We start from the raw sequence: 16262 nt of genomic DNA, 5'->3' as shown, positions 1-16262 counted from the left end.
GAACGTTCGAGGCGTACGTTGCGACGGCCGGGCCGTGGTCGCGTCGACCACGGCCCGGCCGCCCTTGTGGCCTGCGACGGAATCCGTCGCGTAGCCGACGAGCGTGGTGCCGTTGAGGACGTGGGCGGTGCTGAAGAAGTCGCGAGCGTCTGCCGGAAGGCCGGTGATCTTGCGGTGGGAGACGTCCGTGCCGTCCTTGGTGACGAGGATCAGTTCCTTCGTGCCGTCCGCTTGCACGGCCTGGGCGAGCACCGCCGCCGGGCCCACGGCCTTCACATAGGTGGCGTTCAGCGGCGCGAGGTCGATGGAGACGGGGGCGGCGTTCTCGTCGCTCATGTCCTTGAGATTGACGGACCGGAACTGGTGAGGGACGTACGTGTCCCCGAAGACCATGATGTCGGTGCCGGTGTTGTCGATGCCGCCCGACAGCTGAAGCTCCGTGGAACGACGTCCGGCCGTCGGTTGTGGTCGGGGCACGGCCGGCGATGTTCGGCTCATCCGCATGTGTCATTCAGGCGTCGAACCGTCCAGGGCCGGATGGCCGGGTATCACCCACCGTCTCCGAGAGTGCCTGCGCGAACGCCCGCGCCTGCGCCGAGGTGTGGGCGCGGGGACGGATCAGGCCCAGGAGGGAGGCCGGGAGGCTCTCGACCGGGATGAAGGCAAGCGAGCCGCGCCGGCTGTGATGGTCGGCGGTCGAACGGCAGAGCAGCATCGACCCGCGGTTCGCCGCCACAAGGCTCAGCCCCTTCTGGAGTGTGTTCACGCTCGTGTACGGAACAGGCGTCCTTGGCGACTTCGCCGCAGGATCCAGCGCCGGACGGTCACCGCGCCGCACGCTCGTGGTGATCAGCCTGGTGCTGTCGGCGACGGTCGGACTGCTGCCGCTGCTAGGCGGTTCGGTAAAGACGGCCGCGGTTCTGCTGGCCGTGTGGGGTCTGTCGTACGGTGGTGTCTGCGTCAGTGCCGAGACCTGGCTGCTGGCCGGGGCCCCGCACGCCCGGGAGGCGGCCTCCTCGCTGTTCGTCGGCGTCTTCGACGGGGCGATCGCCCTGGGAGCGCTGGTCGGCGGCCTGGAGGCGGACGGCACCGGGATCGAGCCGGTGCTGTGGATCGGTGGTGCGCTCGCCGCCGGGAGCGCCGTCAGTGACAGCGTTCCCGGCGCGCCCCCGAGAGCGGACGCCTCTAGGTACATTCGACGACCGTGCCTGGGCGTGGTCCGGGCACCCCTGAAGGTGGTCACAGACCCCCTACCGGTCACCGCCGCCGAGCGGCAGCGCACGCAGGTCCTTGCGGAGGATCTTCCCTGCGGCGGACTTCGGCACGGCGTCGGTGAACTCGACGATCCGCACCTTCTTGTGCGGGGCAACCCGCTCCGCGACGAACGCGATCACCTCGTCGGCGGTCAGCTCGGCACCCGGACGGCGGACCACGAACGCGCGCGGGATCTCGCCCGCGTCGTCGTCCGGGTAGGCGACCACGACGGCGTCCGCGATCGCCTCGTGGGTGAGGAGCAGCGCCTCCAGTTCGGCCGGCGGCACCTGGTAACCCTTGTACTTGATGAGCTCCTTCAGCCGGTCGACGACGTAGACCTCCCCCTGGGGGCCGAGCCGGGCGATGTCGCCCGTACGCAGGAACCCGTCGGCGAGGATCGTCTCCTCGGTCGCCGTGGCGTTGCCGAGATAGCCGGCCATCACGTTCGGGCCGCGCACCTGGAGTTCGCCCGTGGCGCTGCGGCCGTTCTCGACGGCTTCCACCTCGGCCCCGGTCTTGGGGTCCACCAGCCGGAACTCCACGTTCGGGACGGCGAACCCGATCGATCCGACAGACAGCGACCCGTCGCCCGGCGTGACGTGGGAGACGGGGCTGAGTTCGGTCATGCCGAAGCCCTGCATCATCCGGCAGTCCAGCTTGGCCGCGAGCGCCTCCCCGAGCGCCTCGTCCAGCGGCGCGGCGCCGCTGACCACGGTCCGTACGGCGGACAGGTCGTACTCGTCGGCCATCGGGTGCTTGGTCAGGGCGACGGCGATCGGCGGCGCGACGTACAGGAACGTGCAGTGCTGGTCCTGGACGGTACGGAGGAAGACCGGGAGGTCGAAGCGGGGCAGGGAGACGATCTTGGCGCGGGCCCTGAGGGACAGGTTCAGGATCACGTTCATGCCGTAGATGTGGAAGAACGGCAGCACGGCCGACACCGAGTCCTCGGCCGACAGCGGCAGCACCGGCTCCATCTGGCAGACGTTCGCGACCAGGTTGGTGTGGGTCAGCATGACGCCCTTGGCGCGGCCGGTCGTCCCCGAGGAGTACGGCAGTACCGCGAGATGGGTCGAGGGGTCGATCGTCACCTCGGGTGCCGGCCGGCGCTCGGCCAGCATCGCGGGCAGCGTGTCGTGTCCGGCGCCGAGGTCCAGCAGGTAGACGTCGTCGGCGGGGATGCCGACCTCGGCGGTCGCGGCCAGCGCGGTCGGCAGGAACGGGGTGACCGTGACGTACCGGACGGCCCCGGAGTCGCGGAGCTGCGTGGCCGTCTCGGCGGGCGTGTAGAGGGCGTTGACCGTGGTGACAGTGCCGCCGGCGCGCAGGACCCCATGGAACGCGACCACGAACTCGGGACAGTTGGGCGCGTGCAGGGCGACGACGTCACCCTGGCGAAGCCCGCGCGCGACCAGCGCGCCGGCGAAAAGCAGGACCTGGTCCGCGAGTTCACCGTACGTCAGCGACCGGCCGGAGGGCCCGTCGACGATCGCGACCCGGTCCCGGTCGGCGACGTCGAGCGAGCCGAACAAGAGATCGTGCACGGTCACGTCCGGAATGACGACGTCGGGAAGCGGACTGCGGAAGATCACGGGGTCTCCTCGGAGGGTCGCGCCGCACAGACGAAAAGCGCGACGATGTCACGCATCCTGCCCTAGGCGCTGGGATGATCCGAAAAAACGGCTTGGCCGGGCTCCTGCTGCCGACCCCGGCGAGCTCAGCCACGCACCCGGTCCGCGCGCCGCCGCCCGCCGAGGACCACCAACCAGACCGACGTCGCGGCGAAAAGCAGGCCACCGCCACCCGATACGGCCGCCGGCACAGCCGCGCCGCCGGCGCCATCTTCTTCACGAGCCACTTCCCGAGGGGCGTCCGCCTTTACGGTCAACCGGGTGCCGTACGGGCCTCACCCGCCGCCGCTGCCCACCGGCAGAAACGCCACTACGGTGCGCCCGGCCGCCTCGAACTCGACGTTGCGACCACCCGTCATGCACGGGCCGCTCGTCTGCAGCGTCGCATGAGTCTGCTGGCCATCTAGGGGCGGTACGTCATGCGCGCAGTCGGCCAACGAACTCGGCGGCGTGAGCGGGCGGTTCGGCGCCGATGTGGAGGAGTTCGATGCGGTGCGCGAGGCGGGGTGCGCTCAGTGGTACGGCGACGGCACCCGCGCTCGTGGAGGCGAAGGAGACCGGCAGCAGTGTCAGGCCGTGGCCGGCGGCGGTCAGGGCGGCGAGAATGCGGGTGTCGGTGCCTTCGTAGAGCAGTGCGGTGGCGGGAAGCCGTGGCCGACCGCTCCGCCCTGCACGGTGCGCAGCAGGTCGAGTGGGAACCCGGCGTGGGGGGCGTCGAGCCAGCGTGCGTCGACGAGGTCCGCGAGGCGCAGCCCGGCACGACCGGCGAGCGGATGGCCGGCGGGCAGGACGACGGCGAGCGGCTCCTCGGCGACGCGCGCGGCGGTGAGCGGGGCGACGTCGGGGAGCCGCAACGGGTCGCTGGGCGCGACGAGGCCGTCGACCAGCCCGAGATCGGCGGCTCCGGTCGCCACGGCGGCAGGCACCTCGTCGCGGGGCAGGGTGACGCCGGAGGCGGGCAGGACGGCGAGCGTCCTGGGCCGCAGGGCGAGCGGGGCCGCGGCGAGGGTCAGCGTCTGGCGGGGCGCTGCGGAGAACCGGGCGAGGTCGGCGCGGGCGGCGTCCAGGCGCAGGAGGAGGGACCCGGCGTGTTCGAGGAGACGCTCGCCGGCGGGGGTGGGGATGACGGGGCGGCGGCCGAGGAGCGGCAGGCCGAGGTCGTTCTCGAGGGCTGCGATGTGCTGGGAGACGGCGGACTGGGTGTAGCCCAGGGCGCGGGCGGCCTCGGAGAAGGACGCGAGCCGGGCGACGGTGATGTAGGACGCAGGAGGTGCGCGTCCATGGTCATAAGTGTTCACGATGGAGAGTGCAGGAATCATCGTTGGACCTGAACATCGCGGGGGAGCAGCATGGTCGGCATGACGAAGACCGCCCGCATTGCCCTGGTCGGCGACCGTTCCCCACACGTGAATGCCCATGTCCGCGTCCCTGTGTTGCTGGACGCGCTGGCCGAGCGCGACGGCCTGGTACTCGACGCCTACTGGATCCCGACCGGGGACGCGGAGGCGCCCGGCGCGGTGAAGGGCTTCGACGCGCTGTGGGTGCTGCCGGGAAGTCCGTACGCGAGTGAGGCGGGCGCGCTCGCGGCGATCCGCACGGCCCGCGAGGACCGGATTCCCTTCCTCGGCACCTGCGGCGGCTTCCAGCACGCGCTGCTCGAGTTCGCCCGCGGCGTCTGCGGCCTGGACGGTGCCGCACACGCCGAGAACGACCCGGCGGCGGCCGCCGACGACCTGCTGATCGCCCCGCTCGCCTGCTCGCTGGTGGGGCACGAGGGCACGGTTCGGGTGGCGCCGGGCTCGCTCGCGGAGTCCGTGCTCGGCGCCGAGCGGACGACGGAGCGGTACCACTGCAATTACGGCCCGGACACCCGCCACCTGGACACGCTGCGGGCGCACGGTCTGCGGTTCACCGGTGAGGACGAGGAGGGCGGGGTCCGGATCGCGGAGCTGCCCGGACACCCGTTCTTCCTGGCGACGCTCTTCCAGCCGGAACTGGCGGGCGACGGCTCCCGCCCGCATCCGATCGTGCGGGCGCTGGCACGGGCGGCGGCGGATCGCTAGGGAGCGTCCGGAACGCATTCCGCCCCAACCTGGCCGACCGGATCGCGGAAGCTGAACGCGCGGCCTGGCTCGGCGAAGTCGAAGGACTCGCCACCAGCCTTGCCGCAGCCGAGGAGGAGGGCGGGAAGCCGACGGGATCAGGAGCGCGGCGAGCCGAGCACGGGCAGGTCGCTGTGACGACCGCGCGGGTTCGTACGGCCCGGCTGTTCCGCATGCCTGCGTACAGACCCGGCCGCCGTCCCGGACGACGTCCTCGACCCGCCCCGCACGACACCCCCGCGCTCCCGCGTGATCCTCACACCGAGCCGCGCCAGGCGCCCGTCTCCTGGCCGCCGCGCTCTTCGATGAACGACTTGAACCGCTTGAGATCGCCCGCGACCTTCCGCTTGACGAACCCGAGCTTGTCGCCGACCTGCTCCGTCAGCCCCTCGGGGGCGAAGTCCATCTGGAGCATGACCTTCGTCCGGGTGTCGTCGAGACGGTGGAACGTGACGACGCCGGCCTGCCGCGCCTCGCCCTCGACGGTCGTCCAGGCGACGCGCTCGTCCGGGATCTGTTCGGTGACGACGGCGTCGAACTCGCGGCGCACTCCGCCGATCTCCGTGACCCAGTGGGTGAGCGTGTCCGTACGCTGTTCGATCCGCTCCACGCCGTCCATGAAGCGCGGGAACGTCTCGAACTGGGTCCACTGGTCGTACGCGGCGCGGACCGGGACCTCGACCTCGACGGACTCCTCGACCTTCGACATGGGGAACGCCCTTCTCGTTTGGGGACGGGTTGCTGGAGTTCGCGTAACCCGGACCTGAGAACTCACACCTCTTCAAGAGGAACAGAACGAAGAGCTGCGTGGCAGTAGAACCGTCCTGCTGGCCTGGAGAGCTTGAGGTGCAGAGTGTGCCGCTTGACGCCGCTCGGACGGAATCTCCTGCCTTTTCGACGAGTACGGCAACCCAGTGCACCCCCGGCGGCAACCACACGTTGATCGTCACCCCTACACGGAACGGATAATGCACATGAGTTCGACCCGTCGCGCCCCCCGCCACCGCAGACCCCGAAAGGCCTTGGCGATCGGTGTGCCGCTGGCGCTGGCCGCTTCCGGGGTTCTCGCGTACGGGTCTGAGTTCGGACTGGGACCGGGCGAAGAGGAGAGGGCAGCGGCGGCCGAGACCACCGCTGCCGCCACCAGAACCCTCACCGTCGCCAAGGACGGCAGCGGCCAGTACAAGACGGTCCAGGCCGCGGTGAACGCCGTGCCCGTCAGCAATCGCTCTCGCGTCGTCATCTCCGTGAAGCCGGGTACGTACCGCGAGACGGTGAACGTTCCGGCGAACAAGCCGCACATCACCATCCAGGGCTCGGGCACGAGCCGCAAGGACACGGTCATCGTCTTCGGCAACGCTGCCGGCATGCGGAAGCCGGACGGTTCGGGCACGTACGGCACTCCGGGCAGCGCCACCGTCGCCCTCCGGTCGGACAACTCCCAGCTCCGCAACCTCACCGTCTCCAACGACTTCAACGAGGCCGCGCACCAGTCCTTCAAGGACCACCAGGCGGTCGCCCTGCTCACGACCGCGGACAGGATCGTGCTGGACAGCGTCATCGTCGCCGGCGACCAGGACACCCTGGAGCTCGAGACCGCGGCGAAGGACAAGCCCGGACGCGTCTACGTCACCAGGTCCTCCATCGTCGGCAACGTCGACTTCATCTTCGGCCGTGCCACCGCCGTGATCGACCGGTCGGTCATCATCCTCAAGAAGCGCTGGAACGGCACATCGGCCGGATACATCACCGCCCCGAGCACCCAGGCGGGCCGCAAGGGCATCCTCATCAACCGCTCCACCATCAAGGGTGACGTGACCGCGTCCTCCTTCCACCTCGGCCGCAACTGGCACCCCGGCGGCGACAAGGCGGCCGACCCCCAGGCCACCGTCCGCGATTCCAAGCTCAGCGCCGCGATCAAGCGCACGCCCTGGACCGACATGGGCGGCTTCTCCTGGAAGGACGACCGCTTCGCCGAATACATGAACACCGGCCCGGGTGCCGGCCCGAGGAGCACCGACCGGCCCCACCTGACCGACCCCCAGGCCGCATCCCAGGAGGTCTCGGACTGGCTGGGCGACTGGACCCCGTAAGCGGTGGGAGAAGGAGCCCGGGAGGTACGGCATCGCGTAGCTCCCGGGCCCGTCGGAGAGTTCGCCGCCTGATCGCCGTCCCGTACGGTCGTCGGCGCCCGCCCCGCCGCCTGACCGCCGTCGTCCGTCGTCCGTCCGGCGCCCGTCCGGCCGCCGTCGGCCCTCCGTCCGCGCGTCGACCGCTGCCCCGCCGACGGGGCTCGCCGTACCGTTGCCGCGCTCCCGCCAGCGTTTGCCGGGCCGTACCGTGCTGTCACCGTCCGGAGGCAAGTACTTCGGCGGGACGGCAACCATTCTCGACGCTGCGGCAACTGTTGAGCAGCCCGTTCCTCACGGGCACCCCCACGTACGTACAGATTGGGAACACACGCATGACTGAGCTGCACGGCCACGGCAAGGCGCGGCACCGCAGAAGGAAGACAGCCCTGCTGGCAGGGGTCCCGCTGGCGCTGGCCGCCGCCGGGGCCATGGTCTACGGCACGGCTTTCGGGGTTTTCGGAGAGGACGTGCAGCCGAAGGCCGCGGCGGCGCCGCCGAGCGCGTCCGCCTACCCCGGCCCCGGGAGGGTCACCGGCGACGTCGTCGTCCACGACCCGACCATGCTGCGGGCGCCCGACGGGCGCTACCTGCTCCATTCCACCCACGGCTACCTGGAGTTCCGCACCTCCACCGACCGTGTCGCCTTCAGCCGCAACGGCAACGCCTTCTCCTCGCCGCCCCGTTGGTGGTCGCGCTACTCGCCCGAGAACGACCCGTGGGCACCCGACATCTCTTATCACGGCGGCCGGTACCTGATGTACTACTCCGTCTCCAGGTTCCATTCCAACACCTCGGCCATCGGCCTCGCCACCTCCACGACCGGGACGCCGGGCAGCTGGAAGGACCAGGGCATCGTCTACTCCTCCACGTCCAGCAGCGACTACAACGCCATCGACCCCGACCTGTTCGTCGACGGCGACGGCAAGTGGTGGCTGGCCTTCGGCTCCCATTGGAGCGGGATCAAGATGATCCGCCTCGACCCGGGGTCCGGCAAGCAGTACGCGGGCGACACCACCCGCCACTCGCTCGCCTCGCGCTCCACGGCGCCGAGGGCGGTGGAGGGCCCGACCGTGGTCAAGCGGAACGGGTACTACTACCTCTTCGCCTCGTACGACACCTGCTGCAGCGGTACCGCCTCCACGTACAAGATCAAGGTCGGCCGGGCCACCAGCCCCACCGGGCCCTACTACGACCGCAACGGCGTCGCGATGAACAACAACGGCGGCACCGTGGTCATGGCATCACACGGATCCGTCATCGGCCCCGGCGGGCAGGACATCATGCGCGACGGCGACGAGGACCTGCTCGTCTACCACTACTACGACGGCAGGGACGGCGGCGCTGCGAAGCTCGGCCTCAACCTGCTGAAGTGGAGCGGCGGCTGGCCCACCGCGTACTGACCGGGCTCGGCGGCGAGCGGCGGCGGTTCGCGTCAGGACCGGCTGCGCAGGCTCCCCGCGACCCGCGGGGGCCCCGTCATCGACACCGGCATCAGGACGTCATCCGCTGCTGCTCGCGCCCTGGGGGGAGTGGAGGGTCGGCGCGCACGTCGGGTTGCCGGGGGCTGGCTGCACAGGTCACAAGCGGGAACGGCTGTGGGCGGATTCGGGGACCGGCCGCGCGGGTGTGGCCGCCCTGGGAATGCTCCTGAGAAGCAGGCACGCCGGGCTGCTCGTGTCGCGCGATCCGCGGGCCGTACGGTGGCCGAGCGCGCCGTGGATGCCGAGCGGGTGGCCGAGCAGCCCGCCCTGCCACGAGCGACTCCAGGCGCTGGCTGTCGTGCGTGTTCGCGCCGGAGAGGCCCAGGGACAGCGGCCGTCCGTTCCTGCGGTGATCAGGGGGATTTCGCTCCCGGCTTGCCGCGGTCGGTCGGATTCGGTCCCGTCAGCGGCCTCCTTTTGCCGCCCGCAGACCGACCGAGTCGATCGCGCACCGCGACCAGTCCAGCTCGCCCCGTACTCCCGTTTCGTCGAGGATCACGCGGTTGAGCCTCGCCCGGACCCGGCCCGGGCTCCAATGGGCGCACCGGCGGTAGACCGTGAGCCGGCGGGGCCGAACACCGGCGGCAGCTGCCGCCAGGCGCAGCCCGAGGTCGCCACGAAGATGATCGCCGTCAGGGCCTCACGGTCAGCCGCCCGACGTCGGCCTCCGCTCTGAGGACGTATCGCCACCGTCGACGGAACCGCTTCCTGGACAAGATCCACTCTCGTCCGGCACCAGCCGTTCCACGAGACCCGTCATGCACGGTTCAACGAACGATCACGCCGTAAGAATCGACGTCTTAGATTAGGTTCTGTCCGGCCGATCATGGGCTGTGGGAGGATGCGGTCCATGACTTGCATTCGAAGGGGCCGTGCCGCGTAGAACACCAGTTTCACTTCGGGCGCGGGAACGTGGCCGGGGAAGACCCTGGGGGCGGTATCGCGATGTCCCCGGGCTGTCGGGAGCAGCAAATGCCGCCGTCCGTATGCTCGAACGGGAGCGATTGTCTCCGGGCGTCGTGGCAGCGGCGTTGAGCGTGTGGTCCGTGCGCGTCCATGGCATCAGACGCCGTTGGAGACGGTGGGAGGCCGAGTTCACCTGCCCTTGCTGTGGTGAGGGCTGGGCCCGGGACAAACTGCAAGACGCTCTGTTCATGCTTCCGCCAGGAGCCGCCGCCGAACTTCGGGTGCAGGTGGAGCGCCTGGATGTGGTGCTCCTCGGGCGAACGCATCACGAGCCGATGGCAGACCCAGAGCTGGCGTGGTGGCATCGCAGGTGCTGACCGTGCCCATGCCACCCGCTGATTCGTTGGCTCTTGTATGAGTGGTCGGGGCGATCTGGCAAAGGCGGAGTGGCGACGTCTCGAGCCGCTCCTTCCGAGAGGCAACACCGCTGAGGGGGGGTGGCGCGATCACCGCCAGGTGGTCAACGGCATCCTGCACCGGGTGCGGACCCGGGTGCAGTGGCGCGATCTGCTGGAACGCTATGGGCCGTGGAAGACCGTCTATGAGCGTCATCGACGCTGGTCGGCCGACGGAACGTGGGAACGGCTGCTCCAGCAGGTGCAGGCCCAGGCCTATGCCGCCGGTGGGATTGACTGGGATGTCTCAGTTGACTCCACCTCGATCCGTGCCCACCAGCAGGCGGCCGGCGCACGGAAGGCGCCGCCACCCGCCGCTTCAAAACGTCGGTGAGACTCTGCGCCCGCCTGGTGGAGGTGGTGCAGGAGGTGAAGAGCTCGGTCGCTCCCGAGCAGGCTTCACCACCAAGATCCACCTGAGTGCCGACGGTCGTTGCCGCGTGCTTTCACTGTTGCTGACGGCGGGCCAGCGGGCGGACTGCCCGCAGTTCGAGTCGATCATGGAGCGGATTTGGGTGCCCCGCCTCGGGCCGGGCCGCCCGCGCACCACACCAGACAGCGTGCGCGCCGATGAGGCACACAACAACCGCCGGACCCGCCGCTACCTGCGGCGACGAGGCATGCGCCATGTCATCCCAGAGAAGAGCGACCAGGCAGCGAACCGCGTACGCCGGGGCCGAACAGGAGGGCTCCCACCCGGCTTCAACAAGGAGCGGTACAAGAAGCGCAACACCGTGGAACGGGCGATCAACAAACTCAAGAGCTACCGGGCCGTATCCATAAGGACGACAAACGCGCATACGTCAACCTGGGTACCGTCACCGTCACAGCAACCATCATCTGGCTTCGGACGTGAGCGGCCGGACAGAACCTAGAGCCAGCCGTTGCGGCGGAAGGCGCGGTAGAGGAGCCCGGACGCCAGCGCCATGAGCGCGAGCGCGAGCGGATAGCCGTAACTCCAACCGAGCTCGGGCATGTGCTCGAAGTTCATCCCGTAGACGCCGGCCACCATGGTGGGGATCGCGAAGATCGCCGCCCAGGCCGAAATGCGGCGCATGTCGTCGTTCTGCCACGTTCCCACCCGCGCCTGCTGGGCACCCAGGACCGAGTTCAGCAGCTCGTCCAGCGACCGGACCTCGGTATCGGTACGGTTCAGATGGTCCGCCACGTCACGGAAGTAGGGCAGCACCTTCGGCGGATGGCCCTGCCCGTCCTGGCCTGGGCCGGTCAGGAGCCCCGGCAGGACGGGGACGAGGGGCTGCACCGCGTCACGGAACTCGCGCACCTCCCGCTTGAGGGAGTAGATCGCCTCGGTGTGGTCCACGCGGGAGGTGGAGAAGACGCAGTCCTCCAGCTTGGTGAGTGCGGCTCGCACCTTGTCCGCGGAATCGCTGTAGGCGTCCACCACCACGTCGAGGACGGCATGCAGAACGGACAGCGGACCAAAGCGCAGCATGGCGGGGTCGGCTTCGAGCCGGCGGGCGGCTTCGGCAGCCGGGTCAGCCCCGCCGTGCCGCACAGTAAGCACGTACCGGGGGCCGACGAAAACCATCAGCTCTCCCGTCTCCACCGCCATATCGGCATCGACGTACCAGAGCGTCTTGAGCGCGACGGCCAGCACGTCGCCGAAACGCTCCCGCTTGGGGCGCTGCTGCGCCTGGACCGCGTCCTCGACCGCCAGAGGATGCAGGCCCAGCTCCTCCGCAAGCTGCATCAGCTCAGTCTCGGCCGGGTCGACCAGACGCACCCAGGCGAACTCGCCCTCACTCAGCCCGCGCAGCCGCTTCAGTACCAGCTGACAGGTCTCCTCTTCCAGGCCGCACTCCACCGTCTCCGACCGGCCCGACCGTTCCTCGTACATCACGCATTCCATCTCATGCGCATGCTTCGATACGTCGATTTCATGCACTCCGGCCGCCCCGCACTCCTGCCCCTACCGCCTGCGCCTGGTCCCTCCCACCTGCGTCCTCGGCGCTTTCGACCTGCTGCGCGCCCGCAACCCGTTCCCCCACGACGAAGGCGACGTCCTCCTTGCCGGGGAGACTGCCGCACATGCCGCCCTCGTCATCGACAACGCCCGCTGGCACCAGAGCGTCCGCAACACCTCCGAGATCCTCCAGGACAGCCTCCTGCCCAGCGACCCGCCTCCGCTCACCGGACCGGAAGGGGCCTCCCTCTACCAGCCCGCCCAAGCAACTAGGCCGCGTATCGAAAGTGGATCTTGAGCTGTGAATGATGGTGGTCCATGGCGCGGGGAGATCGCACGGACGAGCAGTGGGCGGCGTTGGCACCGTTGTTGCCAACGGGCAGGAAGACGGGCCGGCCGCCGGTCTGGCCGCGACGGCGGCTGATCGATGGCATACGGTTCCGGGTCCGGACCGGTGTTCCGTGGCGGGACGTGCCTGCCGAGTACGGGCCGTGGGACCGGGTCTACGACCTGTTCCGCCGGTGGCAGCGAGACGGCACCTGGCACCGGGTCCTCACCCGGCTCAGTCCCTGGCCGACGGGGAGGGTGCGATCGTGTGGGACCTGAGCGTCGACTCCACGGTGTGCCGTGCCCATCAGCATGCGGCCGGGGCCCGCAAGCGGGGTGACCTGCAGAAGGAACCACCGGGCGGTGTGCATGAAGAGCCCTGTGATCACGGGCTGGGGCGTTCGCGCGGTGGGTTCACCACCAAGCTGCACCTGGCCGTCGAGCAGGGCCAAAAGCCCATGGCAATCGTGGTGACCGCCAGGCAGCGCGGGGACTCGCCGCAGTTCGAGCCGGTGCTGGAGAAGATCCGTGTGCCTCGCATCGGGCCGGGTCGGACACGCGTCCGCCCTGATCGCATGCGGGCGGATAAGGCGTACGCCTCCCGGAAGAACCGCGCCTATCTGCGTCGGCGGAGGATCCGCTGCACGATCCCTGACAAGGCCGACCAAGCGCGCAACCGCCAGAAGCTCGGCTCGCGCGGCGGTCGGCCTCCGCATTTCGACCCGGTCGACTACCGCGAGCGTCATGCGGACGAGTGCGGGATCAATCGCCTCAAGAGGTACCGCGCTGTCGCCACCCGGTACGACAAACTTGCGGTCCGCTACGAGGCGACCGTGCTGGTCGCGGCCATCAACGAATGGCTGTGATCAGCACGCGGCCACGTCTCAAGCCCATACCGCTTTGACCACCGCGTGGCCTGCCGAAGCCGCTTGCCCGTAGAACTCTTGGAGGTCCCTGTGATGTTCGAGGTGTTCCTGCTTGGTCCAGCCGAGGGCACTGAACCTTACGTCGACGACGCTCCACAGCTCGTCGAAAGAGACAGTCGTAAGGAACTGCGCGGCCTGTGACACCCCGGGCGGCTCCAGAAGCATCAGCGGGGGATCGGAGGGGTCGGCATCAGCGCTGTGGGGTACCGGGCGGCCGCCGTAGATCGGCAAATTCCAGGGCTTGTCGGCGTCTGTATAGAGGGCATCGGCTGCGGCGTAGAGGTCGTGGACAGCGTCCCAGCTCTTGTTGATCGAGTGGGCGATGCCCGCGGCGTACTCGTCGTCGTTTTCCCAAGCCTCAGCCATGAACGCAGCGAGCCAGGTGTGGTCATCCCGGATCTCGGACTCAGCCACGGCACAAAAGTGCAGGTAGATGCTCACTACGACGAATCCCTCAGCTCAACGACCCACCTGTCAGGCCGAACGGACAGAACCTACTTGACGGCACTGACAGCCACGTGTCGTCGATATCGGCTCGCGGCATCCGGCAAGACTCTTTCGATACACGGCCTAGCCCGGCGGGGCTTCGACCGTTTCAAGCCAGGGGTGGGGATCCGCATGGCACCGCGCACGACCGAGGACACCGAACCGAGACGAGAGCGGCGGCTGTCGGGCCGTCAGGGAACGCGGTGGTTCCGCCCCCGGCTCGCGGCTGTCGCCGCGCTGCTGGGCATGGCCGGTCTCGCCACGGGCTGCTCCGACCTCGGGGGCTCGCTGCGCGTCGCCTGGGAGGCCCCGGTCGACAGCAACGCCAGGGATTACGGCAACGGTGCCTGGCTGGTCGGCGACATACTCGTCCGTAGCCGGTACGACACGGTCACCGCCTTCGACACGGGGACGGGTAAGGGGCGTTGGGAGTACGCCCCACCAGGCCAGGAGCACGTCTGCGCCGTCAGCCGCAGCACGGCCGGCGCCGTCGTCCCGATCGCCCGGGGGAGCATGGGGGCGGACGCGGGCTGCTCCACCGTCGCCGCGCTCGACCTCACGAACGGCCGCGAGCTGTGGCACACGCCCCGCACCCCGGCGGAGCAGTCCGAGACGTTCACCGACCTGGTCGCCGTCGGGGGCGGGATCGCCGTCCTGCGGGACGCCGACGACAGATGGCTGCTCGACACGTACCGGCCCACCGCCTCCGGAACGGAGGCCCTGCGCGCCTTCGACCTGCGGACCGGCGCTCCCCGCTGAAAGCCGCCGTCCCTGAGGGGTGTGTGCCCGAACAGGTCGCGGCAGGGGAGCGGCAGGTGGTCGCCGTACTGGCCTGTGACCGCACCGAACTGCGGCTCGCCGCGTTCGACCCGGCCGATGGCGGGCAGCGGTGGACGGCACCCCTGGGCGGCCGGACGACGCCCGGACCGGACGGGCAGGTCGCCCTGCTGTCGACCGAGCCGGTGGTCGTGCAACTCGGTGGGACGGCGGAGGGCCAACCGGGCGCCTGCCTCACTTTCGGCGAGGACGGGAAGGCCGTCGGCCGGATCGAGACCACCGGTGGATACGGAACGCTCCAGGCGCACGCGCCGGCCCTCGTGGCCGTCGCGGACGGGCGGCTCTACGTCGGAGCGGAGAACAGGCGACGCGAGGCGTACCGGGATCGGGTGGTCGCCTTCGATCTCGCGAGCGGCAGCGAGGTCTGGCTGCGGGACGTGGCCGTCGCAGGCGGCCTTCGCGCCCTCGACGTGACCGGCGGCCGGGTGACCGTCCTCGCCGACCGCGGCTCCCGGCAGGACGGGCTCGATGAACTCCGGGTGCTCGACGCCGCCACCGGCGACGAGAAGGAGAGCCTCGAAACCGGTGTGGACGTGGACCAAGAGAAGGGCGACCTGGCGGACCCGCGCGTGTACGAGAACCTCGTCATCGCCGTGCGGTGGGGTTGGGGGGTGCGGCCCGTCTCGGCGTACGCGCGCGGATGACGTTCGAAGCGGGTTCAACCCGGAACCGGGTCGTAACTCCATGCGACCCCTCGTGCGGCACCCTCGAACAGCCCAGCAGTCGAATCGCCTCCGCGGCCACCCGTCAGAAGCGGTCGGTGCCGAACACGTTCCGCGCCGCCGCCACCAGCTCCCGGCGCGCCAGATGGTGGTTCTCCTTGCGCATCTCCCTGTCGCGGCCGGCGGCCTCCCGCTGTTGTCGCGTCCTGTCCAGAAGGAGAGCCGTGTGCTCATCCTCGAATCCGGGAAGGTTGTTGAGAGCCTGTTCGGCGTTCACGTACTCCGGAGAAGACGTCCGCTGGGCAAGAGGAACGTGAGCATCCAACTCCCAGAGTCGCTCGACCGCTTCCCGCGCCCGGACCGCTGCCGCTTCCCCCTGCTTCGCCCGCCTGCGCAGCTCCTTCAGGGCGCGCTCGGCCGGGGCGGACTGCTGAGCCGTCCAGTACATGCGGCCTACGGCCTTGCGGACCTCGTCGATGGGAACGAGAAGCGCCGCCGGCGCCCCCAATTCGGCCTCGGCGTGAGCGAGCGTGAACGCGTGCCAGCGCCGCCGGGTCTCCGGCAGAGAGTCCGTAGTGTAAAGCTGGTCCGCAGCCTCCATGCATTCGCTGGCGGCTCGCAGGTAGGCCGCCAGAAGCGACCACCGGCGGTCGTAAAGAGCTTGATGGTGCGTGGCCTTCGCCGCTATTTGGGCGGCCTGCTGGGCGGCCTTGGCTTGAGCCTGGCCGCCACGCGCCTGGACCCATCCGCCGAGCACTGTTCCCAGAGCCGTACCGCCCACGGCGACGGCCCCGATCAACGCCGACGTGATACTTGCGTCCATGTGAGCCCCCTGAGCCCGTGGTGAGTAAAGTCAGCCGTTCCCGGCCGCCGGGAACACGGCAAACCGCGTGAGGCGTATGCGAATCCTGTCATCCCTGGGGAGACGGACAGCGTCGAGTAACTCCCCTCGCCAGGCCGCTGTCCGGCCTTTCCGCCACGGAAGCGCCGGACCACGCCCGTGCCCGCAGCCCTTGGCGGCTTCGCGCAGACTGGTCGCCGCGCCGCCCCTCGCGCGCCGCATTCCGCCTGTCCGGTGCTGTGGACCGCCTTGTTCGTGCGTCGTCGCCCCGGGCTACCGGCGCCCCGCCGCACCG

At 69.9% G+C, this 16262-nt stretch carries 12 protein-coding genes and 5 pseudogenes; 8 read left to right on the top strand and 9 right to left on the bottom strand.

All coding sequences use genetic code 11. From position 1 onward, the window contains the following. From IE136_RS15395 to IE136_RS15380, 4 genes and pseudogenes are all read right to left on the bottom strand, one after another. A pseudogene (locus IE136_RS15395) lies at positions 1 to 477 on the bottom strand (hypothetical protein); the annotation flags it as partial. A gap of 34 nt (positions 478 to 511) precedes the next feature. Further along, a complete protein-coding gene (locus IE136_RS36590; RefSeq protein WP_308432417.1) occupies positions 512 to 1195 on the bottom strand; it encodes a LysR substrate-binding domain-containing protein in 684 nt (227 codons plus the stop codon). A 55-nt stretch (positions 1196 to 1250) separates the two neighbouring features. Beyond that, complete coding sequence (locus tag IE136_RS15385) at positions 1251 to 2846, bottom strand: AMP-binding protein (protein ID WP_189600622.1); 1596 nt, start codon at positions 2844 to 2846, stop codon at positions 1251 to 1253. Positions 2847 to 3302: 456 nt separating this feature from the next. Next, positions 3303 to 4167 (bottom strand): annotated as a pseudogene (locus tag IE136_RS15380) (LysR family transcriptional regulator). A gap of 76 nt (positions 4168 to 4243) precedes the next feature. Between IE136_RS15380 and IE136_RS15375 the strand changes: the two are divergent. Further along, entirely contained in the window at positions 4244 to 4948 is a 705-nt protein-coding gene (locus IE136_RS15375) for a CTP synthase C-terminal region-related (seleno)protein (RefSeq protein ID WP_158983562.1), read from the top strand. Positions 4949 to 5243: 295 nt separating this feature from the next. Here the strand turns inward: IE136_RS15375 and IE136_RS15370 are convergent, their stop codons facing one another. Next, positions 5244 to 5696, bottom strand: a complete 453-nt coding sequence (locus IE136_RS15370; protein WP_189600621.1) for an SRPBCC family protein — start codon at positions 5694 to 5696, stop codon at positions 5244 to 5246. A 418-nt stretch (positions 5697 to 6114) separates the two neighbouring features. On the opposite strand from IE136_RS15370, the pseudogene IE136_RS15365 reads away from it, so the two are divergent. Further along, positions 6115 to 7080: pseudogene (locus tag IE136_RS15365) on the top strand (pectinesterase family protein); the annotation flags it as partial. Positions 7081 to 7547: 467 nt separating this feature from the next. Continuing rightward, on the top strand, positions 7548 to 8519 hold the full coding sequence (locus IE136_RS15360; protein ID WP_198422547.1) for an arabinan endo-1,5-alpha-L-arabinosidase: 972 nt from the start codon (positions 7548 to 7550) through the stop codon (positions 8517 to 8519). A 576-nt stretch (positions 8520 to 9095) separates the two neighbouring features. Here the strand turns inward: IE136_RS15360 and IE136_RS36720 are convergent. Next, positions 9096 to 9290 carry a transposase gene (locus tag IE136_RS36720; protein WP_158983551.1) on the bottom strand — a complete coding sequence of 65 codons (195 nt, stop codon included), beginning with the start codon at positions 9288 to 9290 and terminating at the stop codon, positions 9096 to 9098. 630 nt (positions 9291 to 9920) lie between these two features. Here IE136_RS36720 and IE136_RS15350 point away from each other — a divergent pair. Further along, positions 9921 to 10817: pseudogene (locus IE136_RS15350) on the top strand (IS5 family transposase). A 15-nt stretch (positions 10818 to 10832) separates the two neighbouring features. Here the strand turns inward: IE136_RS15350 and IE136_RS15345 are convergent. After that, the gene (locus tag IE136_RS15345) at positions 10833 to 11870 is read right to left on the bottom strand and encodes a magnesium and cobalt transport protein CorA (RefSeq protein ID WP_229818862.1); all 1038 of its coding nucleotides are present in this window, start codon (positions 11868 to 11870) and stop codon (positions 10833 to 10835) included. Positions 11871 to 11925: 55 nt separating this feature from the next. Here IE136_RS15345 and IE136_RS35610 point away from each other — a divergent pair. Both IE136_RS35610 and IE136_RS15340 read left to right on the top strand, forming a co-directional pair. Next, positions 11926 to 12159: pseudogene (locus tag IE136_RS35610) on the top strand (SpoIIE family protein phosphatase); the annotation flags it as partial. A gap of 47 nt (positions 12160 to 12206) precedes the next feature. After that, a protein-coding gene (locus tag IE136_RS15340) for an IS5 family transposase (protein ID WP_189600618.1) occupies positions 12207 to 13081 on the top strand; the annotation gives its coding sequence in 2 pieces (ribosomal slippage) (positions 12207 to 12444 and positions 12444 to 13081; 876 coding nt in all). A gap of 18 nt (positions 13082 to 13099) precedes the next feature. Here IE136_RS15340 and IE136_RS15335 read toward each other — a convergent pair. Next, entirely contained in the window at positions 13100 to 13582 is a 483-nt protein-coding gene (locus IE136_RS15335) for a DUF1877 family protein (protein ID WP_158983546.1), read from the bottom strand. A gap of 177 nt (positions 13583 to 13759) precedes the next feature. Between IE136_RS15335 and IE136_RS15330 the strand changes: the two genes are divergently transcribed. Both IE136_RS15330 and IE136_RS15325 read left to right on the top strand, forming a co-directional pair. Next, positions 13760 to 14386, top strand: coding sequence for an outer membrane protein assembly factor BamB family protein (locus tag IE136_RS15330; RefSeq protein WP_189600617.1), 627 nt, complete (start codon positions 13760 to 13762; stop codon positions 14384 to 14386). Positions 14387 to 14409: 23 nt separating this feature from the next. Next, on the top strand, positions 14410 to 15108 hold the full coding sequence (locus IE136_RS15325) for an outer membrane protein assembly factor BamB family protein (protein ID WP_189600616.1): 699 nt from the start codon (positions 14410 to 14412) through the stop codon (positions 15106 to 15108). 103 nt (positions 15109 to 15211) lie between these two features. On the opposite strand, the gene IE136_RS15320 is transcribed toward IE136_RS15325, so the two are convergent. Beyond that, a complete protein-coding gene (locus IE136_RS15320; RefSeq protein WP_189600615.1) occupies positions 15212 to 15949 on the bottom strand; it encodes a hypothetical protein in 738 nt (245 codons plus the stop codon). Between the last annotated feature and the right edge of the window lie 313 nt (positions 15950 to 16262).

The organism is Streptomyces lateritius (genome assembly GCF_014649715.1).
GTDB classification, from domain to species: Bacteria; Actinomycetota; Actinomycetes; order Streptomycetales; family Streptomycetaceae; genus Streptomyces; species Streptomyces lateritius.
Note: the sequence above shows the minus strand (reverse complement) of the source record. Positions and strands in the feature narration are given on the sequence as shown.